The organism is Pedobacter agri (genome assembly GCF_032678665.1).
GTDB lineage: Bacteria > Bacteroidota > Bacteroidia > Sphingobacteriales > Sphingobacteriaceae > Pedobacter > Pedobacter agri_A.
Window position 1 is genome coordinate 320,427 of the sequence record NZ_JAVTSH010000005.1, and the last position, 25,042, is coordinate 345,468.

25 protein-coding genes are annotated in these 25,042 nt (G+C 36.7%); 10 read left to right on the top strand and 15 right to left on the bottom strand.

The features are described from left to right. Window positions 1-50 precede the first annotated feature (50 nt). The 8 genes from R2Q70_RS12610 to R2Q70_RS12645 all read right to left on the bottom strand — a co-directional run bounded on the left by R2Q70_RS12610 (window position 51) and on the right by R2Q70_RS12645 (window position 11,552). Window positions 51-1,322 (bottom strand): nucleoside recognition domain-containing protein, encoded by a 1,272-nt coding sequence (locus R2Q70_RS12610; protein ID WP_116168307.1) that lies wholly within the window; start codon window positions 1,320-1,322, stop codon window positions 51-53. 113 nt (window positions 1,323-1,435) lie between these two features. Next, window positions 1,436-4,297 carry a prolyl oligopeptidase family serine peptidase gene (locus tag R2Q70_RS12615; protein ID WP_316807933.1) on the bottom strand — a complete coding sequence of 954 codons (2,862 nt, stop codon included), beginning with the start codon at window positions 4,295-4,297 and terminating at the stop codon, window positions 1,436-1,438. Window positions 4,298-4,828: 531 nt separating this feature from the next. Continuing rightward, window positions 4,829-6,628 carry a membrane protein insertase YidC gene (gene yidC / locus R2Q70_RS12620; RefSeq protein WP_316807934.1) on the bottom strand — a complete coding sequence of 600 codons (1,800 nt, stop codon included), beginning with the start codon at window positions 6,626-6,628 and terminating at the stop codon, window positions 4,829-4,831. Between the two features lie 20 nt (window positions 6,629-6,648). Further along, entirely contained in the window at window positions 6,649-8,265 is a 1,617-nt protein-coding gene (locus R2Q70_RS12625; RefSeq protein ID WP_316807935.1) for a CTP synthase, read from the bottom strand. Between the two features lie 285 nt (window positions 8,266-8,550). Next, window positions 8,551-9,066: a hypothetical protein gene (locus R2Q70_RS12630; RefSeq protein WP_316807936.1), complete on the bottom strand. Its 516-nt coding sequence runs from the start codon at window positions 9,064-9,066 to the stop codon at window positions 8,551-8,553. A gap of 12 nt (window positions 9,067-9,078) precedes the next feature. Continuing rightward, a complete protein-coding gene (locus tag R2Q70_RS12635; protein ID WP_316807937.1) occupies window positions 9,079-10,350 on the bottom strand; it encodes a hypothetical protein in 1,272 nt (423 codons plus the stop codon). 50 nt (window positions 10,351-10,400) lie between these two features. After that, window positions 10,401-10,940: a hypothetical protein gene (locus R2Q70_RS12640; RefSeq protein WP_316807938.1), complete on the bottom strand. Its 540-nt coding sequence runs from the start codon at window positions 10,938-10,940 to the stop codon at window positions 10,401-10,403. A gap of 48 nt (window positions 10,941-10,988) precedes the next feature. Further along, on the bottom strand, window positions 10,989-11,552 hold the full coding sequence (locus R2Q70_RS12645; protein WP_316807939.1) for a DUF3575 domain-containing protein: 564 nt from the start codon (window positions 11,550-11,552) through the stop codon (window positions 10,989-10,991). An 89-nt stretch (window positions 11,553-11,641) separates the two neighbouring features. Between R2Q70_RS12645 and R2Q70_RS12650 the strand changes: the two genes are divergently transcribed. Next, window positions 11,642-12,595 (top strand): GNAT family N-acetyltransferase, encoded by a 954-nt coding sequence (locus R2Q70_RS12650; RefSeq protein WP_316807940.1) that lies wholly within the window; start codon window positions 11,642-11,644, stop codon window positions 12,593-12,595. A gap of 62 nt (window positions 12,596-12,657) precedes the next feature. Here R2Q70_RS12650 and kdsB read toward each other — a convergent pair whose 3' ends face one another. The 4 genes from kdsB to trpS all read right to left on the bottom strand — a co-directional run bounded on the left by kdsB (window position 12,658) and on the right by trpS (window position 15,403). Beyond that, window positions 12,658-13,419 carry a 3-deoxy-manno-octulosonate cytidylyltransferase gene (gene kdsB / locus R2Q70_RS12655; protein ID WP_316807941.1) on the bottom strand — a complete coding sequence of 254 codons (762 nt, stop codon included), beginning with the start codon at window positions 13,417-13,419 and terminating at the stop codon, window positions 12,658-12,660. Between the two features lie 23 nt (window positions 13,420-13,442). Next, on the bottom strand, window positions 13,443-13,646 hold the full coding sequence (locus tag R2Q70_RS12660) for a DUF5808 domain-containing protein (protein ID WP_316807942.1): 204 nt from the start codon (window positions 13,644-13,646) through the stop codon (window positions 13,443-13,445). A gap of 54 nt (window positions 13,647-13,700) precedes the next feature. Continuing rightward, window positions 13,701-14,315 (bottom strand): deoxynucleoside kinase, encoded by a 615-nt coding sequence (locus tag R2Q70_RS12665; RefSeq protein WP_010603424.1) that lies wholly within the window; start codon window positions 14,313-14,315, stop codon window positions 13,701-13,703. Window positions 14,316-14,404: 89 nt separating this feature from the next. Beyond that, complete coding sequence (gene trpS, locus R2Q70_RS12670; protein WP_316807943.1) at window positions 14,405-15,403, bottom strand: tryptophan--tRNA ligase; 999 nt, start codon at window positions 15,401-15,403, stop codon at window positions 14,405-14,407. Between the two features lie 283 nt (window positions 15,404-15,686). Between trpS and R2Q70_RS12675 the strand changes: the two genes are divergently transcribed. From R2Q70_RS12675 to R2Q70_RS12700, 6 genes are all read left to right on the top strand, one after another. Beyond that, complete coding sequence (locus tag R2Q70_RS12675; RefSeq protein WP_316808056.1) at window positions 15,687-16,349, top strand: lysophospholipid acyltransferase family protein; 663 nt, start codon at window positions 15,687-15,689, stop codon at window positions 16,347-16,349. A 2-nt stretch (window positions 16,350-16,351) separates the two neighbouring features. Beyond that, window positions 16,352-16,642, top strand: coding sequence for an Asp-tRNA(Asn)/Glu-tRNA(Gln) amidotransferase subunit GatC (gene gatC / locus R2Q70_RS12680; protein WP_316807944.1), 291 nt, complete (start codon window positions 16,352-16,354; stop codon window positions 16,640-16,642). 55 nt (window positions 16,643-16,697) lie between these two features. Beyond that, window positions 16,698-17,456 carry an ABC transporter ATP-binding protein gene (locus R2Q70_RS12685; protein ID WP_116168293.1) on the top strand — a complete coding sequence of 253 codons (759 nt, stop codon included), beginning with the start codon at window positions 16,698-16,700 and terminating at the stop codon, window positions 17,454-17,456. Between the two features lie 83 nt (window positions 17,457-17,539). After that, window positions 17,540-18,088 (top strand): cob(I)yrinic acid a,c-diamide adenosyltransferase, encoded by a 549-nt coding sequence (locus tag R2Q70_RS12690; RefSeq protein WP_316807945.1) that lies wholly within the window; start codon window positions 17,540-17,542, stop codon window positions 18,086-18,088. 85 nt (window positions 18,089-18,173) lie between these two features. Continuing rightward, entirely contained in the window at window positions 18,174-18,395 is a 222-nt protein-coding gene (locus tag R2Q70_RS12695; RefSeq protein WP_010603503.1) for a DUF2795 domain-containing protein, read from the top strand. A gap of 169 nt (window positions 18,396-18,564) precedes the next feature. After that, complete coding sequence (locus R2Q70_RS12700; protein WP_121952212.1) at window positions 18,565-18,723, top strand: lmo0937 family membrane protein; 159 nt, start codon at window positions 18,565-18,567, stop codon at window positions 18,721-18,723. A gap of 96 nt (window positions 18,724-18,819) precedes the next feature. On the opposite strand, the gene R2Q70_RS12705 is transcribed toward R2Q70_RS12700, so the two are convergent. Both R2Q70_RS12705 and queA read right to left on the bottom strand, forming a co-directional pair. Further along, complete coding sequence (locus R2Q70_RS12705) at window positions 18,820-19,485, bottom strand: 2-C-methyl-D-erythritol 4-phosphate cytidylyltransferase (RefSeq protein WP_316807946.1); 666 nt, start codon at window positions 19,483-19,485, stop codon at window positions 18,820-18,822. Between the two features lie 71 nt (window positions 19,486-19,556). Next, window positions 19,557-20,606 carry a tRNA preQ1(34) S-adenosylmethionine ribosyltransferase-isomerase QueA gene (gene queA, locus R2Q70_RS12710; protein WP_116168510.1) on the bottom strand — a complete coding sequence of 350 codons (1,050 nt, stop codon included), beginning with the start codon at window positions 20,604-20,606 and terminating at the stop codon, window positions 19,557-19,559. Between the two features lie 199 nt (window positions 20,607-20,805). Here queA and R2Q70_RS12715 point away from each other — a divergent pair, with 199 nt between their 5' ends. Next, complete coding sequence (locus tag R2Q70_RS12715; RefSeq protein WP_316807947.1) at window positions 20,806-22,050, top strand: ABC transporter permease; 1,245 nt, start codon at window positions 20,806-20,808, stop codon at window positions 22,048-22,050. A gap of 203 nt (window positions 22,051-22,253) precedes the next feature. On the opposite strand, the gene R2Q70_RS12720 is transcribed toward R2Q70_RS12715, so the two are convergent. Then, a complete protein-coding gene (locus R2Q70_RS12720) occupies window positions 22,254-23,450 on the bottom strand; it encodes a pyridoxal phosphate-dependent aminotransferase (RefSeq protein WP_316807948.1) in 1,197 nt (398 codons plus the stop codon). 113 nt (window positions 23,451-23,563) lie between these two features. Between R2Q70_RS12720 and R2Q70_RS12725 the strand changes: the two genes are divergently transcribed. Continuing rightward, window positions 23,564-24,550: a cation diffusion facilitator family transporter gene (locus R2Q70_RS12725; protein WP_316807949.1), complete on the top strand. Its 987-nt coding sequence runs from the start codon at window positions 23,564-23,566 to the stop codon at window positions 24,548-24,550. Beyond that, entirely contained in the window at window positions 24,537-24,980 is a 444-nt protein-coding gene (locus tag R2Q70_RS12730; protein WP_316807950.1) for an NUDIX domain-containing protein, read from the top strand. The genes R2Q70_RS12725 and R2Q70_RS12730 overlap by 14 nt, the downstream gene beginning before the upstream one ends. Window positions 24,981-25,042: the final 62 nt, after the last annotated feature.

The window sequence follows — 25,042 nt, forward strand, 5'->3', positions numbered from 1 at the left end:
AATCCCTGCCTGAATAAAATCATCATGGCAGGGATTTTTTGTGGATAAATTTATCCAAAGAACAAATAAGCCAGGCTAATGGCGGTACAAACGCCTACTAAGTCGGCTAATAACATGGCGCCAACTGCATAACGTGTATTTTTGATACTCACGGAACCAAAATATACTGCAATAACGTAGAAAGTTGTATCAGACGCACCCTGAAAAATACCCGATAGTTTGCTTGGAAACGAATCTGCACCGTATGCGGTCATGGTATCAACCATCATTCCCCGGGCTGCACCGCCACTCAGTGGTCTGATTAGGGCTGTTGGAAGGGCCTCAACAAAACGTGTATCTGCACCAAGATAAACGAAAATATTTTTAATGCCGAGGATCACCACATCGAAAGTTCCACTGGTGCGAAGCATGCTGATCGCAACCAACATTCCTACCAAATAAGGAATAATTTTAACAGCGGTTTCAAAGCCATTTTTAGCGCCATCGATAAAGGCATCGAAAACATCGATTTTTTTGTACAGCCCACCCAATACAATTACCAGGAAAACAAAAAGGATGAGACCGTTGCTTAGTAAGCCTGAGAATGATTTAATTCCATCAGCATTTAAAGAGGTAACATAAAATACCAGCAGCGCAATTACTGCAGAAATACTAAAAACCCAGCCAATAATTACGGGTTGCAATAGGTTTATTTTTTGTTTAAACGCCACAATTAACATGGCGGCCATGGTACCCACAAAGGTTACAATTAAACAGGGAATAAAAACATCAGTAGGATCTGAAGCATTTTGTGAAGCTCGGATCGCGATTACGCTTACCGGAATAAGACTTAAGCCAGCCGCATGAAGACATAAAAACATGATCTGGGCATTTGATGCGGTGTCTTTACTGGGATTTAATTCCTGCAAACTTTCCATGGCTTTCAAGCCGAAAGGCGTTGCGGCATTATCCAAACCAAGTAAATTGGCAGAAAAGTTCATGATCATGTGTCCCATTGATGGATGTCCTTTAGGAATTTCAGGAAAAAGCTTGGAGAAGAAAGGGCCCACAATTCTTGAAAGCAAACGGATGCCTCCGGCTCTTTCTGCAATGCTCATAAAACCCATAAATAATGCTAAAATTCCGATTAGTTTCAGGCACAGTTCAACAGAGGTCCAGCAGGTTTCAATGATGCCGTTTACCTTCGTTAAATTTGTCGGATCATCAGCTTTACCGATTACCATCCAACTGAAAATTTCAGACTGCCCGAAAAAGAAACATTTTACCGCTGCAACAAGAATAGCGATAACAATAAATCCAGACCAAATTCTACTTAATGCCATTAGGGTTTTCTAGTTTGTTTTGAACTTGTAAAATAGGTGTTTTACTTGAAAGTCCATAACACATAGTTTAAAACTATGCACTATGGACCTTCGCATTAAGACTTTCGACTTAACTAGGGTTTATCATCTGTTAATTCGAAACCCCAGGTTTTTCCTTTTTCTGTTGCCGGAATTCCAGTAGTCATCCATGCAGGTGCTTTTGCACCTTTTAGATAGTAATCGAAAAACTGTTGTTCGCGAATCTGAATATCTTTGCGGTTTTGGCGTTGAACAAGGTTGTGTGCTTCGCCATTGTAATTTAACATCCAAACGGGTTTACCCAAACGGCGAAGACCAGTAAACATTTCAATTCCTTGGTACCAAGGCACCGCTCCGTCAGCATCGTTGGCCATTACTACCACCGGTGTATTTACTTTAGGAAACATAAATAGCGGTGAGTTTTCTGTATACAATTCTGGTTTTTCCCATAATGTAGCGCCGATTCTGCTCTGTGTTTTTTCATACTGAAACTGGCGGTTCATACCACTTTCCCAACGAATACCACCATAAGCCGATGTCATATTTACTACAGGAGCACCTGCCCATGCAGCAGCATACATATTGTTCTGAGTGATCAGGTAAGCCACTTGATAGCCTCCCCAGCTTTGTCCCTGGATACCAATTTTGCTTCCATCAACCCAGCTGTTTTTCTTCAAATTTTCTACTCCTGAATTGATGTATTCAACAGCCGACTGACCTGGATGACCAGTTTCGTAACTAATGTCTGGTGCGAAAACCAAGTATCCGTTACTTACAAAGAACGAAATATTTAAACGAGATGGGGTAGGTGCAGGTGCCTGATAAGTATATAATCCATCAGATAGTTTCTCATAAAAATAAGCGATCATCGGATATTTCTTATTTGGATCAAAATTTTCAGGCTTGTATAAAATACCTTCAGCTTTGTAGCCTTTTGGTGTTGTCCATTTCACCAATTCAGCAGTTCCCCAATTGTAATTTTGCTGTTGAGGGTTGGTATTGGTTAATTTGGTTTCCGTTTTGAAATCAGAAGTAACATAAACATTCGGCGATTCTGTATAGCTGGCCTTATCGTAAATGAACACATCAGCATTTTTAGCTTTTGCCAGGTTTGAATATTTATATTTTGCCATTACCACTAATTCTGGCGCTTTAACTGCACCCACATTTGTGCGGTAAAAACCATTTTCTTTAGTTAGATTATTAAAACCATCAAGCCAAACCAGTTCATTTGCTTTCACGAATTTATTATCAACCATTCTGTTGAATGGGTTATTATCTTGTTCTACACGTTCGTAACGGAAAGTAATTTTATTTGCCCTTCCAAAACCGGCAGTAATATTTTTTGGTTGCGACTTCCCATCTGGAGAAAAGGACCAGATATCATATCTATCATTAAGCAATACAGCTTTGTCGCCTTCCGTCCATGTGGCTATACCGTAAGCTGAAGGAAGGTCTGGAACGTCATTATCTTCATCCACAAACTTTACATTCAAGCTCTCGGTTAAGGCAACCGTTTTTCCGCTTGCAACCACGTAGGTATACCAATTTCCGTTTTTTCTATCGAAATATAAAACGTAATTGCCACCTGGCGAAGCCATTGCATATCCGTTTAATTCTGAAATGATTTTCTTACGTTGACCGGTTTTCGTATCAACCAGATAATAATCTTTTGATGTAGAACCACTCCATTGAGATTCTACTCTACGGCCATAATCTGTTGAGGCCAATACAAAAGCTGCATCTCCTTCAGCAACCATATTGGCATCTGGTAGGGTTAAATCTGTTAAAGGAATTACCTTCGGATCACTGCTAAATACATCAATTACGGAAAGATAACTTTTCTTACTATCGCGATCAGCGTTTTTCAGCTGCATCGGTTGCAGGTAGTCATCCTTGTAATTCCAAACATCAACTTTAGCCACTTCGAAATCAACTATGGTCGTATCCTTCGCTTTTTTAATAGGGGAAATGCCAAAAAACAATTTCTTGCCATCTTTACTGAAACTCACTCGTCCATCGCCATTTACCGACCATTTTGCAGGTAAACCTGGCATATCGTAATCAACAATTGTTTGCGCAGTATCTAAGCTTAATGAATTATAGTAAACGTTATAATTTTTAATTTCCTGTTTCTCCGGATCTTGTTCACCAACAAAGGCAAGGTGTTCACTTTCCTCATCAAATGCAAAATTCTTAAAGCTGCCTTTGCCTTTAATCAGGGTTTTAAGTGTTCCTTTTTCAGTGTTTAATAAGAATACACCTTGAGCAGCTGTTTTATCTTTTTTAGATCCGCTACAAGCAAAAACCAATTGTTTACCATCTTTACTGAAGGAATAATCGGTCACATATTTATAAGTTTTGTCAACTCCTGTAAGCAGGTTTTTAACGATCAAATCCGTTCCTTCCTCAGTTTTACCTTTTCCGGCTGGCTCATCGTCTGCAAAATCTACATCAGAACCCTTTTTCTCAATTGGCTTGGTGGCTTTTTTAGCGGTATCTGGCTTTTCTGTTAAATATGCTACGAAACCACTTCCATCTTCAGGAAACTTAAATGACTTTACTCTGGCCACCTTAGTAATGGCGTTTGTAGTTAAGTTGGCTATACCCAATGAATCTTTTGGCATTTCATCGGCTTTCTTCTTTTTAATTTTTGCCTGACGAAGATCTTTATTTAAGGGGCGAATGTTGAAAACAGCAAATTTAGAATCATTGCTAAACTGCGAATTCATGCCTCTTGGAATGTTTATTTTAGCATTGGTTTTGAGGTTGGTGATGTAAAGTTGCGCATCGCCCTCTTGCTGCAGCACACTGTACATTGCCCAGGCGCCATTATTTGATAATTGCTTTGTGCCTACTGCTTCCCAGGCATCATAAACGGTATGATCCAAAGGTTTTTTTTGTGCATAAGCAAAGCTGACAACGAAAAATAGAATAATAGTTAGTCTCTTTTGCATTTTTTAAAATGAATTAATTTGTTGGTTGAGATTTAATCTTCTAAAATTGGAAATTTTTAGCTGATTTCGAAACTTGTACGCCAAATATTACAATTGAAGGGGTATTTATGCCTTTTATTTTTTAAAATGTTTGAATTCAAACCTAAAGGTTGATAAGACGCCAACCACTAGGAAGATGTTCTTTAGTTCTAATTTTTACCCGCCTGGTTAAGTAATAGTATTTCCATTATTTAATTTAACCACCAAGACATTAAAACCCAAAGATCATTATATTAAGTACTGTTAAATTTATCGGTTGGTTGTCCCTGCCAACCGAAACAACGTATTTAAATGTAGTTGATGAGATAACATCCAATTAGACAATTCAAATTAATAATATGGTTGAAGAATAACTTGGTGCGCTTTGCGCCTTTGTGGTGAATCCATCTACATTTTTCAGTTCATTCTAATCCCACTCGCTGAAATTCAATTTGCAAAAAAAAAATCCCCAATCAATTAATGATCGGGGATTTCTGGTAATATAAATTTCAATTACTTTTTAGCTTGTTGTTGCTGACGCATGTAATCATCTAAACGCTGTTGGAATTTAGATTTTTTCTTTTTCTCATCAGCTGGTCTCGCTTTATTCTGTTGAATTAAAGCATGAATTTTATCATCATCAACCATTTTACGAATTAAGAACTGCTGTCCGAAAGTCATTAAGTTGGCCAAGAAATAGTAATAATTTAAACCTGCCGGATAACTGTTTAATACGCCTAAGAAAATAATTGGCATGATATAACCAATGTATTTCATTTGACCGGTAGCACCAGAAACCTGATTGTTAAAGTAAGTCATGATTAAGGTTGAAACCGTCATCAATACACACATTAAACTCAAGTGATCACCGATAAATGGAACTTTAAAGCCGAATTTAATAAACTCATCATAAGTTGATAAATCTTTCATCCATAAGAAACTTTCTCCACGCAATTCGAAAAGGTTAGGGAAGAAGAAGAAAAAGGCCATCACCAGTGGTAATTGTAAAACCATTGGTAAACATCCGCCTAATGGGTTAACGCCCGCCTTTTTATAAAGTTTCAAATATTCCTGTTGCACCAATGTTGGGTTGTCTTCGCCAACTTTCGCTTTGATTTCATCCATCTCAGGCTTTAAAACCCGCATTTTAGCCATTGATAAATATGACTTGTAAGTTAATGGAGACAGTGCAACTTTTAATAAGATCGTTAAAACAAGAATGATTAAACCGAAGTTCCAACCGAAATTGTTTAAGAAATTAAATACCGGTAATACGATGAAACGGTTAATGTATTTTAAAGGCCAGTAACCTAAATCTACTTGTTTCTCTAAATCGTAACCTTGATCTTTTAATGCAGAAAATTTGTTTGTGCCGAAGTAAAACTCCATGCTGTATGCCTGATTTGCAAGATGTGCATATGGCAATTGCATTTTCGCATCATAAAACTTAACCTGGCCCGGAGCAGTAGGAATTTTTACTTCTAAACTTCCTTTTTCAAACCCATCTTTAGCAATTAACGTTGCAGAGAAGAAGTGCTGCTTAAAAGAAAACCATTGAATTTTTCCTTTCGCTAATTCTTCTTTCTCATCTTTAGAAACACTTAAATGATCTACGTCGCCATCAACATATTTGTAATAGGGCGCTGAATAACGGTGCTCGCTTTCTAGAGATTTCTCTTGCTGTAATAAAATAGTTTGCCAGTTTAAAGCAATGTTATTACCAGCAATCACTTGTTGTAACCCAACTAAGTTGATGTTAAAACCAACTTTGTTGCTTGCCGCCTTTAAATCATATACATATTCTACGTAAGCATTGGCGCCATAGTTAGCACGCATGGTAACCGTATTGCCGGTTTTGGTAGGAGTGAAGTATAAATCGTTGGTGTTGATTACTTTACCAGCAGCATTTAATGTTAAACCGAATTTGTTGGCATTTCCATCGAATAAAATCAGCGGTTTGCCAGCATAAGTTTTTTGTCCTTTAACCTCTACTGAAGAAATTCTACCACCTTTATTGCTCAGGTTGATTAGTAAGTTTTCGTTCTCTAAAACTGTATTGGCCTCTGTTCCTGTAATTGCAGAACCAAAAGGCCCTTTAAGTGCCAATGAATCTATAGCTGGCGTAGCAGCAACAGCATTGGTGTCTTTTTGAACTGGTTTTATTCCAGCTTTCTGTAATGAATCAGCTCTTTTTATCGAATCGATTCTGGCATTTTCTTTTTTTATTTCAGCATCTTTTGGCCCAAAAAAGTAGAATGATCCTGCCAAGATGATCATAATCAGGAATAATCCTGTAAAGGTATTTCTATCCATTATATTTGTTTGTACTGCTTTTAATTCGTTTTCTTTTTCGCAAACTCCATCGCAGCGGCGACAAATTTAACAAAAAGTGGGTGAGGATTAGCAACTGTTGATTTTAATTCTGGGTGAAATTGTCCGCCCACAAAAAATGGATGGTTTTTAAGCTCCACAATCTCTACCAGATTTGTTTGTGGATTAATGCCAGAAGCAATCATTCCAGCTTCTTCATATTGCTTTAAATAATCATTGTTAAATTCGTAACGATGGCGGTGACGCTCGTTAATGTGTGCTTTACCGTAAATAGAGAAAGCCTTCGAACCTTTTTTAATATCACATGGATATGAGCCCAAACGCATCGTGCCACCCATGTTTACAATATTTTTCTGTTCTTCCATCATGTTGATCACAGGATTTTTAGAATCAGCTTCTATTTCGGTGGTGTGTGCATCCTTTAAACCCAAAACATTACGTCCGAACTCAATCACAGCACACTGCATACCTAAACAGATCCCGAAGAAAGGAATATTATTTTCGCGAACGTATTTAATGGTATCAATTTTTCCTTCAATACCACGGCTACCAAAACCTGGTGCAACCAATACACCATGTAAATGACCTAATTTTTCTTTTACATTATCAGGGAAGATACCTTCTGAGTGGATATACTCTACACGAACCTTACATTCGTTTTTTGAACCCGCATGCACGAATGATTCAATAATCGATTTATAAGCATCTGGCAATTCTACATATTTACCAACCAAACCGATAGTTACATCAGCGGTAGGGTTTTTTAAATGTCCTAAAAATTCTTTCCAGCTTTCCATGTCTGGCTCATTTTTAGTTGGAAGTTTTAATTTCGCTAAAACTGTTTTATCCAGCTGCTCTTTCATCATCAACAATGGTACATCGTAAATGGTAGATGCATCCATAGATTCGACTACGGCGTTGATGTTAACGTTACAGAACAGTGCAATTTTTTTTCTAATCTCAGCAGAAATATGGTGTTCAGTACGGCAAACTAAAATATCTGGTTGGATTCCATATTCTAATAAAGCCTTAACCGAATGTTGTGTCGGTTTAGTTTTTAATTCACCTGCAGCTGCCAAATACGGCACCAAAGTCAAGTGGATTACAATCGCGTTTGAGCTTCCTTCTTCCCATTTAAACTGACGAACAGCTTCAATAAAAGGTAAAGATTCAATATCGCCAACTGTTCCGCCAAGTTCGGTGATCACGATATCAAACTCCCCACTTTCACCTAAAATACGCATGTTGCGTTTAATCTCATCGGTAATATGCGGTACAACCTGAACCGTTTTACCTAAATACTCACCTTTGCGTTCTTTATTAATTACGTTTTGGTAAATACGACCGGTAGTAATATTGTTTGCCTGAGAAGTTGGAACGTTCAAAAAACGCTCATAGTGACCAAGATCCAAATCGGTTTCGGCACCATCTTCAGTAACAAAACATTCGCCATGCTCATAAGGATTCAGTGTTCCTGGATCGATATTAATGTACGGATCGAATTTTTGAATGGTTACACGGTAGCCACGTGCCTGTAAAAGTTTAGCTAAAGATGCGGAAATGATGCCCTTACCCAATGAGGAAGTAACACCGCCCGTAACAAAAATATACTTAGTCATGTTTGTGATTTTTTACGGCAAATGGTAAATATTGCCGCTTTTTGTACGGGATACAAAGGTAAGAAAATTCCTCGTTTCTGCCGATTTAAAATTTAGATATTTTAAAAATGATAATGTGATGTTTATCAGAAAATTAACTTAAAATGAACGATAACCGATGAGTTTTGGTAAAGCTAAACCTAAGCGTTTTTTGTTGTCAGTCCTGTTTTTCGCTATATCTTTTTTGTGTTCGGCAGTGGTAGTAAGACAATAATGCAACAAAAAAGTATGCCGCTCCAACCAGGTTTAAACAGCACTTGATGTGCTTTTTACTTCAGTTGCAAAACTGCTTGGCTGCTTCCGGTTGAGGACTTTCTCCAATTGGGCCAGCCGTCTTTTATTTTCTTGTTGCAATAATGATGGATATAAATTCATCAACATGTTTACAATCATCATCACTAAGGCTAGAAGATACTTTTCTTTGAAAACCATAACCAGGGCAAAAATAACTACTGCTAGAAAAGCAATCAGGTGATTGATTTCAGCAACTGTCATTTCGTTGCGTAAAATATTTAATTCCTTTTGATCAACTTTACTTTTCATTTTAAGCTTCGGATTGAAAAGCTTAAAGAAGGTATTTTTTATTACCCATTTGATTACGCCAATGCCTATGAGTTTGTTCAGCTTTCTACTTCTGATGAAATTTAACTTCGTTAATTTTTCCTGGTAAAAAGCTGTTTTTATCAGGAAGGCATTAATAATCATGCCTACAATCCAGGAAATAAAGGTTATCGAAATACTAAATGTTATATGTTTAATCACAAATTTTAAATTTTATAAGCATCGCATTACACCCACACTGGTCAGTTTATTATTCTTGTCGTAAGAGTAAGTTTTAGTCGATCCATCTTTTTCTACATAGGTAACGGATCTAAAATTCAGCGATCCGGCTCCATCTTTCCCAATAAAAGTTTGCTTGTTTTTTTCTCTAATGATTTCATTTTGAAGCTCCAGTTTTCGGGGATTTAGTTTATAAGATTTGAAACCTGAAAAGATTAAATCAGCGTCGGTTTTATAACTATAAATCATTTCACTTCCTACTTGTCCTTCGCGAATGATGCGGCCGAATTTATCATAGATGTAGGTGATGTCTGTCATGATAGATTGATCGGCTCTTTTAGAAAGCCGGCGAACACACTGCATTTGGTCGTTCAGGAAAAAAGTTTCGAGTGAGTAAGGCCTTGAACCGCTAAAGCTAACCGTATGGTATTTATCTTTTTCGTAAATGAAAACGGTAGAATCAGTTGAACTTTCGTCGCCACTGATGATTTTTTTGATTAAGCCATTATGATCTCGAACATACTTTGAATAGCCATTTATCTTGCCATTTAATGTATTTTCCAATGATAGCATTTCGTTTTTATCATTATAGAGATAGTTTCCGCCATAAAGAGATTTGGCAGTCATCAAACTATCGCTAAACATTTCAAAAACGCGTTTCGTGCAAGTCATTTTCGGACTGCCATCATTGTAAGCTTTACTATAATGAACTGAATTCGCATTTTTAACTAATTTTTTGGCATAAGATTCATCTGTTATGAACTTTATCTTTAGTACAGCTTGCATGTCTAGTTGAGCAATTCTTTCATCACGTTCATCCAGTGTCTTTGGAACCAGATAGTCGGCATTGCCAATGTTTAAGTAAGTTTTGATCGTTTTCAAATATTGATCTGGATTACTAACTAAAATCGGTTGATCTTTACCATTTGATAGAATCATGCCGAAAGCTTTTTTTACGTTAGGGCGGTAAAAAACAAATTTTCCGTTCGAATTGGTGTATTCAACAACATTCTCTTTCCCTATATTAAATATTGGAAAACTGGTATATACCGAACCAAAGTAAGCATTAACTTCCTTGCTTTTTTGCTTATGGTTTTTGAAACTTTGGCTTTCATCTTCTGGTCCGAAAAAAACTACACTTGGTGAGGGCGCTGTAAAACTAACTGCAGATTTTTCTCCCGATGGCTTTGATCTCAAAAAAACACCTTGCGCATAAGATGCTACTGAAACAGTAGCGCAAAAAAATACTAATATCACTCTCTTCATAACAGATGAAATAATCTTTATTGAAAGGGATGTTTGAAATAAATAGGGGTTTAGCAGCAGTTGTAATAAATCTTTACCTTTTGCTCTTTCTCGCTCCAGGCGATGTATAAATTATTTTCTTTACCTAAACGATATTTAAAGCCATTTAAGCCTGATTTTTTAAGCTCTTCATAAAGCGCCTTATCTGGAACATAGTTGTCGGCCTTATCTTCCGGCATTACTGCAGGCTCCAGAAAATTATCTTCTGAAAAAAAATCATCAGCAATGGTTTTCAAGAACACAATTTGTGCTTTTTCTTTTGATAAATCTAAATTCGGATCAGTACTGCCTAATAAATCTTTTCCATTTAATTTAACATTGTAAATTTCTTTACCTGCAAAATTTTTAATGGTGAATGTCAATACCATCTCTTCAGGCTTCCTGCCCGTGAGCTCAATTTTAAAAGTATCCAGTTTCTCCAGATCAGAAAATGACTTGGCGATACTTTGATTCACATTTTTGAATTCAATGGATTCACCTTTTTCTTTTTTATCGGTTTGGCAAGCTAAGAACAAGGTGATAACCGTAACGATGAGCAGTAATTTTCGCATGCTCGAAAATACAAATTTTAACTTTCTATCAAATACTTAAATGATAAATTAGAACCGATAGCCAACCGATAACCAGAGTTGAAAGTCGAAATATCCCTTTGGAGCATATGATCCTTGAAATGTTTCTACGTCAAAATATTTCCCATAACCGAAACCAGTAGTGGTTTCCAACAGAAATCTTTTTCCTGGGATATAGACGAACCCGAGGTTCACACCCGAACGAAAAGAATTTGCCTTGAAATTTCTAACATTTCCAAATGATAAAAATCCTGTTGGATGTGTATAGGCATTGTTTGAGACGATAGTTTTATCCAGGCTACCAATATACGCACCGAAAAAGGGTGTGATCTCACGTTTTTTTATTTCGTAAGCATACATTTTTCCCCGCAACAAAAAGCCACTGTATTCATATTCTCTTCCAATATTCAATTTGCCTGTAGCATAGGAAAACTCCAATCCATACCGCTGCTTAAAAGTTTTTTCTACTGAAAATGAAGGTCGCTTGGCTACCAGACTCAACAGATTTGTTTTTACAGCAAGGCCAACGTACTCCTGTGACCTGACCATTGCAGCGAGTGATACAGTTAAAAATAACGCAAGTATATACTTCATGCCAAGTGATTTTAAATAAAAATAATATTTATCTAACATAAAATATAAATATTATTATATTTGCGTAATCAGTTACGTAATTAGTTTATATGGATTTTTTTGAACAAACCGGAAAAGTTGCTATTGGTAGCAGACTCAGGATGCTGACCGATAAAGTAACAGAAGATGCTGCGAAAATATATCAACTCTATGAAATAGATATGCAACCGAAATGGTTTCCTGTATTCTATTCTTTATCAAAAGGAGCGGAAGTTACAATTACCGAATTGGCGAAAAATATCGGCCACTCACATCCATCAGTGAGTAAAATCATCAGTGAAATGTTAAAGAAAGGTTATGTGGTGGAGCGTAAAGATAAACTGGATGGTAGGAGAAACGTGATTAGTTTGTCTTCAAGAGGGAAAGAGATTTATCTGAAAATTGATAACCAGCTTATTGATGTGAATGCAGCTATAGAAGAATTATCTAATCAAACACAAAATAAATTATGGGAAGCCATCTCTGAATGGGAATTCCTGTTAGCGCAAAAAACATTATTAAGAAGAGTAATGGAAAAGAAAAAGGAACGAGATAGTTTGAAAGTAAGTGTTGTTGATTATACTCCAGCTTATAAACAGGCTTTTAGAGCGCTAAATGAAGAATGGATTTCTACCTATTTCGAAATGGAAGAATCTGATTATAAAGCTTTAGACCATCCTCAGGAATACATTTTAGATAAAGGTGGCGCTATTTTAGTTGCACTTTATGATGGTGAACCGCTTGGTGTATGTGCCTTAATTAAAATGAATGATGGCGAATACGATTTTGAACTGGCTAAAATGGCCGTCTCGCCAAAAGCGCAAGGCAAAAACATCGGATTTATATTGGCTTCAGCGATTATTGAAAAGGCAAAGTCACTAGGCGCTTCGAAAATTTACCTGGAAAGCAACACCATATTAAAACCTGCTATCAATCTTTATCATAAATTGGGTTTTCAAAAGATTGCTGGTAAACCTACGCCTTATGCCCGTTGCAACATTCAGATGGAATTGATAATTGGCTAATGAAACCAAAGATTAGCAGATTTAAATTTTTATCAAAATCTGCTAATCTCAGGCTAACTAAATTATTCCAATTTTAAAGCCTCCAGTAATTTATTCAATTTCAATAAATCTTCTGGCGTATCAATAGCAACAGTTTCCAAATCAGTCACTTTGGTCTGAATGTAGAAGCCGTTTTCAATCCAGCGAAGTTGCTCTAGGCTTTCTGCAATTTCTAAAGCGGATGGAGGCAATTTGGTAATTGCTTTCAACGATTCGGTTCTATAACCGTAAATACCGATGTGTTTATAAAATTGATGTTTCTCTGCCCAAACACCAGGCTCGCCATTTCGAATGAAAGGTATAGGACTGCGACTAAAATACATCGCCCTGCCATTAACATCAATCACCACTTTGGGGCTATTTGGATTATAAATACTTTCCTGGCTTTGTATAGGTTTAATAAGTGTAGCCAACTGCACCTTCTCTTCGATAAAACAACTCGCCAGCAAATCAATTTGGGCAGGTTCTATAAAAGGTTCATCGCCCTGAATGTTAATTACGATATCGAAATCCGGAAGTTTTTCAATCACTTCTGCACAGCGATCTGTTCCGCTCTGGTGGTGCGAAGCGGTAAAAACGTACTCTCCTCCAAACCTTTTTACTTCATCTGCAATGCGCTCATCATCAGTAGCAATTACTACTTTCGATAAACTTTTAGCCTTCGATGCTTGCTCGTAAACGCGTTGAATCATCGTTTTGCCAGCAATATCAACCAATGGTTTTCCGGGAAAACGGGTAGAAGCATAGCGTGCAGGGATAATTCCGATGATTTTTTTATTTTCCAAAACTTGAATAATATTATTTCCGATTACTTAAGCCAGTATATTTTATATAAAACATAAGCTAGAATGAGTGCCATAAAAAGATAAGAGGCAGGATGAGCAAAATTAAATGTCCAGCCCATCCATTCTGTACGCTTGCGAATGATTAATCTAGAATCTTTTTTATTGAAATAAATGCTACCCCATTTCCAATTCTGAGGATTATCGTGATCAAAATCTTTTTTCATCATCCACAAACAAATTACGAAAAAATAAATGCTACTAAATTAGCCCGGTAATATTTTCTAAAACAACCCGTTTATTTCGGCTTCAATTGCCTGGATTACAGTCCCTAGATCTTCAGGATTATTGGTGAAGTCTAATTTATCCTTATCCAGGATTAATAGTTTACCTAAATTATAACCTTTGATCCAGGCTTCGTACTTTTCATTAAGTTTCGATAGGTAATCAATGCGAATCCCAGCTTCATATTCACGTCCGCGGCGTTGAATATTGTTTACTAAAGTAGGAACAGAAGCCCGCAAGTAAACCAATAAATCCGGCGGTTTAATAAACGAGGTAATATTGTCGAAAATAGCACGATAATTATCATGATCTCGGGTTGTCATGAGGGCCATATCATGCAAATTCTCTGCAAAAATGTGCGCATCCTCATAAATGGTTCTATCCTGAATAACGTTTCTTTTATTTACTTCAATATCAGTAATCTGCTGGAAGCGACTGTTTAGAAAGTAAATTTGAAGGTTAAAACTCCAGCGTTTCATGTCGCTGTAAAAATCTTCCAGATAAGGATTGTTGTCAACAGCTTCGTATAAAGCTTCCCATCCATAATTTTTTGCCAGCAAACCGGTTAAAGTTGTTTTACCGGCGCCTATATTTCCTACGATTGCGATGTGCATATATTTTAGATATGAGATATGAGACACTAGATCGGAGATTGAGGAATTGTCTCAAATCTCATATCTCCCTGCTCAAATCTATTTATTAATTAAAAACTTTTAAAACCGATTAAATTACGAACCTCCTTGATGGTTTTCTGTGCACTTTCACGGGCTTTTAGTGCACCATGTTTTGCCACCTGACGCAAATACAAATCATCTTTCGAGAGCTCTTCTATTTTTTCTCTAATTGGCGAATTAAAGATAATCATATCTTCCGCAAGTTGTTTTTTCATGTCGCCGTAACGGATTTGCATTTTATTGTAGAGGCCATCGAAATGTTCAACAGTATCAGGCGTAGAAACAATTTTCATTAAATCGAAAAGATTTTGAATTGCTTCTGGTTTTTCCTGATTTTCTTCAGTTGGACCGCTATCACTAACGGCTCTGGCCACTTTTTTACGAATAATTTCCGGACTGTCAGATAAATAAATACAGTTTCCATCACCATCCGATTTACTCATTTTTCCTTTGCCTTCTAAGCCCGGTACTTTAACTAAATTTTCTGCGTAGTTGAAAGCAAAAGATTCAGGAAAGAAATCAGCATTATACATTCTATTGAAACGGTTTCCAAAATTACGGGTCATTTCCAAATGCTGTTCCTGATCTTTACCAACAGGCACTTTAGTTGCTCTATGAATCAAAATGTCAGCAGCCATTAAAGTAGGATAGGTGAGCAAACCTGCATTAACGTTATCAGGGTTAGATCTTATTTTTTCTTTAAAAGATGCACTGCGTTCAAGTTCACCTAAATAAGCATTCATATTTAAGTACAAATAAAGTTCTGAAACTTCAGGTACATCAGACTGAACATATATCGTCGTTTCTTCGGGATTGATTCCACAAGCCAGGTATTCAACCAAAACATGACGAACATAACCATGTAAATCGCCAGGGGTAGGGTGTGTTGTTAATGAATGGAGATCGGCAATAAAAAAATAGCAGTTATAATCATACTGCATCTTCACAAAATTGGTTACTGCACCAAAATAATTTCCTAAATGTAGCTTTCCTGTTGGCCTGATGCCACTCACCACGGTTTCTTTCATAATGGCACGAAATTAAAAATAAATTACTTGCAAAGCGCAAACCGATTTAATTTAATCATAAGTTTTTTAAAATCTACAGTTGCAATTTTCAGGTATAAACTGTTTTTCGCCTAGTAATTGACTCTGGAAGAAATAGGTTTGACAGGAAAAAGTATTTTCACATGCTTAACTTACTTGTCCGAATAGAATTTATCGAAGTATTTTATATTTTTGATTATCTATGATTCACTTTCTAAGGCAGGTACACCGGGTATGGTTTTTATTCTGGATACTCTTTTTTTTCATGTTGTTTTATCCGCTGTACTACCTCACCTCACGAGATCCGAAGTACTATGGAATTTTAAACTTTTGTAGAAAAGCAAATAGCTTTTTAAGTAGCTTACTATCAGGTGTTTGGTATCGTTTTAAATATGAACAAAGGCTGAATTACAACCAGAGCTATATATATTGTGCCAACCATACCTCCAATTTAGATATCATGGTTTTTTGCATCATGTGCCATGGTAAATTTCATTTTATGGGTAAAGATGAATTGTTAAATAACCCAGTTCTGGGTATTTTTTTCAAAACCATTGATATCTCTGTGAATCGTGATAGTAAAATTTCAGCATTTAAAGCCTTCAAAAAAGCTGGTGAAAATCTCGAAAAAGGAATGAGCTTGATTATTTTTCCTGAAGGAAAGATTGATGACCATTATCCGCCCAAACTTGGAGAATTTAAAAACGGTCCTTTCCGGTTGGCAATAGATAAAAATGTACCATTGGTACCCGTAAGTATTACAAACGTTTGGAAAATAAACTGGGATGATGGTGCTAAATATGGAAGTAAGCCCGGAATTTGCGATATTTACGTCCACAAACCCATCAATACAGCAGATTTAGCCGATGTTGATTCAGATTTATTGAAAGACAGGGTTTTTCAGCTTATTGATAGTAAATTAGTATAAATATGAATTTAGACGAAAAAACAATTTATAAAATCGCCGATTTGGCCAGAATTCATATTGATGAAAAAGAAGTGGGTACATTAATCCCTGAAATGAATAAGATCCTCTCATTCATGGAAAAATTAAATGAATTGGACACCTCGAATGTTAAGCCTTTGGTTTATATGAATGAAGCCACGAATGTTTGGCGAGAAGATGTGGTGAAAAAAGAAATATCGACAGCAGACGGATTGAAAAATGCTGCAAAACATAGCGACCAATTTTTTATGGTACCTAAAATTATTGAAAAGTAATTTTCTCCGTGCTTGTAACATCTTACCCTTTGCACTTGTCTAAAAAAGAAAAAACATGGAGAAACCACTTATTACCATCAAAGAAATTGGCCGTAAATATGTAATCGGATCAGAAGTTATCCATGCTTTAAAATCGGTTTCTTTAGATATCAACAAAGGCGAATTTGTAGCTTTAATGGGTCCATCAGGTTCAGGTAAATCTACTTTAATGAATATTTTAGGGTGTTTAGATACACCTTCAAGTGGCACTTATATCTTAAACGGAACAAACGTAAGCCAGATGAGCGATGATGCTTTGGCTGAAGTTCGCAATAAAGAAATTGGCTTCGTTTTTCAAACGTTTAACCTTTTGCCTCGTTCAACTGCATTGGATAATGTGGCTTTACCTTTGATTTACGCAGGTAATAGTAAAAAAGATCGTGAAGCCAGGGCGGCAAAAGCACTTGAAAATGTAAATTTAGGTAATCGTATGGATCACAAACCGAACGAATTATCCGGCGGTCAGCGACAGCGTGTTGCGGTGGCCCGAGCTTTAATTAACGATCCATCAATCATATTGGCAGATGAGCCAACGGGGAATTTAGATACCAAAACTTCCATCGAGATTATGGGTCTTTTAGAAGAAATCCATAGTAAAGGAAATACCATTATTTTGGTTACCCATGAGGAAGATATTGCCCAACATGCTCACCGGATTGTACGGATGCGTGATGGTTTAATTGAAAACGATTATATCAACACTGACATCAAAAATGTTTCTCCACGTTTGCAAGCCCTGAATGATAGCGGCAGCGACTGGGAAAAAATAAACTAATTTAAGGTTTAAAGTTTGAGGTGTAGGGTTTAAGGTTTTAAAATCCTTATACCTTTAGCCTTTAACCTTTAAGCTTTTCTAAAATGAAAATCTATACCAAAACCGGAGACAAAGGCCAAACATCTTTAATTGGCGGTACGCGTGTTCCCAAATACCACCTTCGAATTGAAACTTATGGAACTGTAGATGAATTAAATTCGTATATCGGATTAATCATGTGCCAGGATATTGACAATCATTATAAGCAGCTGCTTAAAGAAATTCAAGATCGCCTGTTTACTGTTGGTGCTTCATTGGCAGCAGATCCGGAAAAATCGAAAATGAAAATTCCTGATTTGCATGATAGTGACATTACGTTACTGGAAACTGAAATGGATACGATGAATGATCTATTACCTGCATTAAAACACTTTGTTTTGCCTGGAGGAAATACGGTTGTTTCTTACTGTCATATTGCCAGATGCGTTTGCAGACGAGCAGAAAGGTTAACGGTTGAACTTGCTGAATCGAGCTTTGTTGATGAGCGTGTAAGTGTTTACCTGAATCGTTTGAGTGATTATTTATTTGTTTTGGCACGAAAACTGAATAAGGATTTTAGCGCAGACGAAAACATCTGGATCCCTCGTGTTTAATAGTTGAAAAATAAGTTTGTTTTGCTCAAAAATTTTAATATACTTTGCGCATTGTTAAGAACAAGAATTTAATAGAATTGAAGATATGTATTGGACATTAGAATTAGCATCGCACTTGGAAGACGCACCTTGGCCTGCAACTAAAGATGAGTTAATTGATTATGGCATTCGCTCTGGTGCCCCAGTAGAAGTTATTGAGAACTTACAAGCATTAGAAGATGATGGCGAGCCTTACGAAACAATTGAGGAGATTTGGCCGGATTATCCAACTAAAGAAGATTTCTTCTTTAATGAGGATGAATATTAAAAAATCAAAAATAAAGAGCCTTCCAACTAAAATTGGAAGGTTTTTTTATGTCTTGATTTACAACCTGTTTGTTTAAATGTTAATAATTATCTTCATTATAATTTACATTTTTTAAACAAAACTATTGGCCGTGTGTTAATACATCAACATTTACTTAAAAATTAACACTATGGGAAATTTATTGTATTTAGTCGCAGTAGTATTGGTAATACTATGGGTGATCGGCTTTTTGTTCCACGGCTTCGGCGAGGTAGGTAACATCATTCACGTTTTATTGGTAATCGCAGTTATTGCAATCTTGCTTAAAGTTATCGGAAGAGCAACATAAAATATATTAAGCGAACATTCATCAATTTTCAGAAGGCAATCTTATAAAACGGATGAATTAGAAAAGCTGTTTCATTGTTATGAAGCAGCTTTTCTTTTATCTTTTCAATAACAATTCGGCTAATTCCAAATCAATAGGGTAGGTAATTTTGATGTTGTTTCTTTCGCCTTCTACGATATTTATTTCATAACCTATAGCCTCAACAACGCTGGCATCATCCGTAAAAAAGGTAGTGAAATCCTGTGTGTATGCTGCTCTTAAAATACTAACATCAAAGGTTTGTGGCGTTTGTACCAGGTAAATCTCATCACGCTTTAAAGCAGCGCTTTTATTGTCTACCAGCATCCGCACGCTATCGCTAGATTGAACTGCAGCGATTACGTTGCCTTTCAACTGTGCCTGGTTAAAGCAGTTATCAATCAATTGTTTGGAAACCAATGGACGAACGGCATCATGGATCGCTACGACAGAATCTTCTTTAATAAAATCAATAGCATTTTTAACTGAATGGAAACGTTCAGACCCACCATCAATAATCTCATGAGGGATTCGAAAATTAAACTCCTCACAAAGTCTTCTCCAATACCCTTGCTGTTCTGTATTGATAACCAATAAAATTTTAGGCTGAGCATCGCTTTGGGCAAAAGCTTTGATGGTGTGCATCAAAACCGGAAGGTTATTGAGCAACAAAAATTGTTTTGGGGTTTCCGTCTGCATCCGATTTCCAGAACCGCCTGCTACAATTATAGCGTAGTATTTCATTTGAAGTATTTAGATAATAGTATTTAGTATTTAGATAATTCGTCTAAATACTAAATACCATATACTAATATCTATATAATCAGCATGGCATCGCCATAGCTATAGAACTTATATTTTTCTTTAACCGCAACCTCATAGGCATTCATTACATTTTCGTAACCGCCAAATGCACTAACCATCATCAGTAAAGTAGATTCTGGTGTATGAAAGTTGGTGATCATTGAATTTGCGATGCTGAAATCGTAAGGAGGGAAGATGAATTTACTTGTCCAATCGTTAGCAGCTTTTAATGTTCTGTTAGCAGAAACAGCCGATTCAATTGAGCGCATTGAAGTGGTACCAACAGCACAAATTCTTCTTTTTTCTTCTATTGCTTTGTTCACGATATTAGCGTCCTTCTGCTCAATGATAAACTGCTCAGAATCCATTTTATGTTTGGTTAAATCTTCCACTTCAACAGTTCTGAAAGTTCCTAAACCAACATGTAATGTTACTTCAGCAAATTCTACACCTTTAAGTTCAAGGCGTTTCATTAACTCACGACTGAAGTGCAAACCAGCGGTTGGAGCAGCAACGGCACCTTCATGTTTGGCAAAAATAGTTTGATAACGCTCTTTGTCTTCAGCAGTTGCCTTACGTTTAATATATTTTGGAAGTGGAGTTTCACCTAAAATCTCCACGTTTCTTCTAAATTCTTCATCAGTACCTTCGAATAAGAAACGAATGGTACGCCCGCGTGAAGTGGTGTTATCTACAACTTCAGCAACTAACAAATCGTCATCGCCAAAATATAACTTGTTGCCAACACGGATTTTACGTGCTGGATCTACCAAAACATCCCATAAACGTAATTCTTTATTCAATTCACGAAGCAAGAAAACTTCGATGGTAGCACCAGTTTTTTCTTTGTTACCGTATAAACGGGCTGGAAAAACCTTAGTGTTGTTTAATATCATTACGTCTTTGTCATCGAAATAGCCTAGTACGTCTTTAAAAATTTTATGCTCAATTTTACCACTGTCTTTATGTAAAACCATTAAACGTGCTTCGTCGCGTTGTTCGGCTGGATTGTTAGCTACTAATGACTCTGGTAAGTTAAATTTGAATTGTGATAATTTCATTCTTGATGAATTTTTTGAGGTGCAAAAATACGAATTTAATTTTTCTTTTTCGTATTTTATCAAACGCTTTTGAGGTATATTATGTTTTAATCAGTTTTTAATAGAAAAAATGATTGCTTACCAATATATAGATATAAAAATAATTAGTTTTGAAAATGACTTGTAACCTTTTTAAGCGCTTTGCATCTAACCTGTAATTATGATAATTTTTAGGCTAATAGGTGAGAGTTTTCGTTTTGCTTTTGATGCATTGCGCCAAAACAAAATGCGCACAATGTTATCGCTTCTGGCGATTACAATAGGTATTTTTACCATCATTGCTGTTTTTTCAGCGGTTGATACTTTTCGGGGCAAACTCCAGTCGAGTGTTGACAAGCTGGGATCGAATACCATATACGTTCAAAAATGGCCATGGAGTTTTGGCGATAATTATCCATGGTGGAAGTATATGAATCGCCCACAGCCTTCGTTAAGAGATTTTGCAGCTTTAAGAGAGCGCATGGAGAACGCTCAGGGTATTACTTTTGAGATTTCTACCAGCGACAGAACAATTAAATACCGAAGCAATTCAGTAGAGGGAATAAATGTTTCTGCGGCATCACACGATTTTGATAAAACCTGGAATTTCGAATTGCAGGCAGGAAGATATTTCACTGAAACAGAAAGCAATAATGGTGCACCTGTATTGTTAATGGGTGCTGATATTGCCGATGGTTTATTTGACGGCGATGATCCGATAGGTAAACAAGTTCAGGTTTTAGGACGGAGATTAACCGTAATTGGTGTTTTCAAAAAAGAAGGAGAAGACATGCTCGGAACTTCCCTTGATAAAAATGTAAACGTTCCAATCAACTTCGCGAAGAGTGTGCTGGATATTCAAAATGAACGCTATGGCCCTCAGATTACCGTTCGTGGCAATGATAATGTTTCGTTGGAAGAAGTGGAAAGTGAATTGAAAGGTTTAATGAGGTCTATTCATCGTATTAGGCCAGGGCAGGAAGAAGATTTTGCACTGAACAAAACAACAATTATTTCCAATCAGCTCGATTCGATGTTTACTATGGTGAACTGGGCAGGCTGGATTATTGGTGGATTCTCAATTTTAGTTGGCGGTTTTAGTATTGCTAACATCATGTTCGTTTCGGTAAAAGAAAGAACTAATATTATCGGTATTCAGAAATCACTTGGTGCCAAAAACTACTTCATTCTGCTGCAGTTTATTTTCGAATCCATATCCTTATGTATTTTGGGGGGCTTGCTCGGCCTGCTGTTGGTATACCTCGTTTCGTTATTAATTGGTGCCTTGAGCGGGTTTTATATCATTTTAGGATTGAATAACATCTTGCTAGGCATCTGGATTTCAATTGTGATCGGTACCATCTCTGGCTTCTGGCCAGCATTTTCGGCATCTCGGTTAGATCCTGTTGAGGCGATAAGAAGTTAGTAGGTGTTTCAGCTAACTGTAAACATTAAACCTTATTGAAGCGGTAAGCCCGCAAGCCCAATTTTTCATTGGGCGAGGACTTAAAGCGGAAAGAAGGACTGTGACCTCCAATGAAAAACTGGCTTACATTTCCAAAAAAAATAAATAAAAAAATCCTCGCCATTATTAAACTGACGAGGATTTTTTATTGCTGCGAATTTATATTAAGCTAACTTTCCCAGCGCTTCTTTAATTCTTCTTAAAGCTTCAACCAAACTCTCGTCAGAAGCAGCATAAGATAAGCGGATGTAATTGTTGTTTCCGAAAGAGTCGCCACCAACAGTTGCTACATGGCCAACGTTTAATAAGTAAAGTGCCAAATCTGAAGAATCTTTAATTACATTTCCATCAGCATCTTTTTTACCAAAGAATGAACTGATTTCAGGGAAGAAGTAAAATGCGCCATCAGGAAGGTTTGTTTTAACACCTGGAATTTCATTTAATAAATTATAAACTAATTCACGGCGGCGTAGAAATGCTTCTTTCATTTTTAAAACGCTTTCCAAACCTTGCTCATAGGCGACAATACCGGCACGTTGGGCTATTGAGCATGTACCTGAAGTGGTTTGACCTTGTAATTTATCATTAGCTGCCGCAATTTCTTTATTTGCTGCAATGTAACCTAATCTCCATCCGGTCATTGCAAAGGCTTTAGAGAAACCATTTACGATAATCACACGGTCTTTAATGCTATCAAATTGTGCTATAGATTCATGTTGGTCAACAAAATTAATATGTTCATAAATCTCATCGGATAAAATATAGATGTTTGGATGCTTTTCGAAAGCCTTAACCAATGCTGCCAATTCTTCTTTGCTGTAAACCGAACCGGTTGGATTACATGGCGAAGAGAACATAAACAATTTCGATTTAGGCGTAATTGCGGCCTCTAATTGTGCTGGGGTAATTTTGAAATTACTTTCAATATCAGTATCAATGAAAACTGATTTACCTTCAGCCAAAACAACCATTTCCGAATAGGAAACCCAATAAGGTGTAGGGATAATTACTTCGTCGTCAGGATCAATTAATGTTAAAATTACATTTGATAACGATTGTTTTGCGCCCGTTGAGACCACAATTTGAGAAACATCGTAATCGAGGTTGTTCTCAGTTTTTAGCTTATTAACAATTGCCTGGCGTAAATCAGGGTAGCCCGGAACTGGTGAATAACGTGTGTAATTGTCGTCTAATGCTTTTTTAGCTGCATCCTTAACATGTTCGGGAGTATTAAAATCAGGTTCGCCAACGCTTAAACTGATAATATTAATACCTTTAGATGCTAATTCGCGGCCTAATTTGGTCATTTTTAGGGTCGCGGATTCTGATAGACTATTGATTCTTTTAGATAAGGTGCTCATGGTTAATAACTTTGAGCGCAAATATATAAACCAAATATTATTCTGCACTAAAAAACCGATAGTTTTTCTCATTTAATTTATTCCATAAGCGTATTTTTGTAAAAAAACATCCCGTGACGGTAAAGAAAAAAGCTATTGTAATTTCCCTGGTTGTCAGCATTGTATTGATGTTAGCCAAGTTTGTTGCCTATTTTATTACCGGATCAAATGCAATATTAACCGATGCTGCCGAAAGTATTGTGAATGTTATAGCTGGTGCTTTTGCCTTTTATAGTATCTATTTAAGTACCCAGCCTCGAGATGAGAATCATCCTTACGGACATGGAAAAGTAGAGTTTTTTTCGGCATTTGTAGAGGGAATATTAATCCTTTTGGCTGGCGTCATCATCATATTTAAATCTTCATACAACCTTATATATCCACACGCAGTGGGTCAGTTGCTCGAAGGAACGATAATTATTGGTATCACGGGATTGATTAATTTAGTCGTTGGCATGTACCTGATCAAAATTGGTAAAGAGGAACATTCTGTAACCCTGCAGGCCGATGGAAAACATTTGTTGACAGATACGTATACCAGCGTTGCCATTGTTGTTGGCCTGATCTTGATTCAACTGACAAATATTATTTGGTTAGATAGCTTATTATCTGTTTTGGTTGGGTTTTATATTATTTATTCCGGCTATCAACTTACACGTGGTTCTGTTGGTGGCCTGATGGATGAAAGTGACTTTACTTTGGTAGAGGAGGTGGTAGAAGTACTACAGAACAATAGGCACAACCCTTGGATTGATGTGCACAACCTACGTACGCAGCAATACGGCCCCGAATTTCACATTGATTGCCATGTTACTCTTCCTTACTATTTCGATTTGAACCAGGTGCATCGCGAAATTTCACAAATAGATGAGCTTATTAACAAAAATGGCTTCCGAAAAGCCGAATTGTTTATTCATGCTGATCCTTGCTTACCAAAATGTTGCCACTATTGCCATATGAGTGAGTGCCCGGTTAGGGCAGAAGCCTTTAAAAAGGAAATTGTTTGGACCCCGGAAATAGTGATTAAAAACAAAAAACATTTCGAGAATGAGTTATTTTAATGTGCGTGTTTACGGTTTACTCATTAACGCAAACCAGGAAGTGTTGGTGAGTGATGAAGAGGAGTATGGTTTCCGTTTTAGCAAATTTCCGGGTGGCGGATTAGAGTTTGGGGAAGGTTTAATTGATGGTTTAAAGCGGGAATTTATGGAAGAATGCAACGCTGAGATTGAGGTTCTATCACATTTTTATACCACCGATTTTTTTGAAAAATCCTCTTTTAACGACAGTCAGGTGATTAGCGTATACTATATTGTTCGCGAGCTAGCTCCGCTGAAAGTGGCATTTAAAACAAAAATATTTGATTTTGATGCCGAAGGCGAAATTCTTCAGGCTTTTCGTTGGGTAGCCATACGAGATTTGGACATCAATGAAATAACTTTCAAAACCGATAAAACGGTTGTGGAACTATTAAAGATGTCACATGTGTAAACAAACTCCATTCATATCTTTTCCCAAAAATACAAAGGTCGTTTTATAACGACCTTTGTATT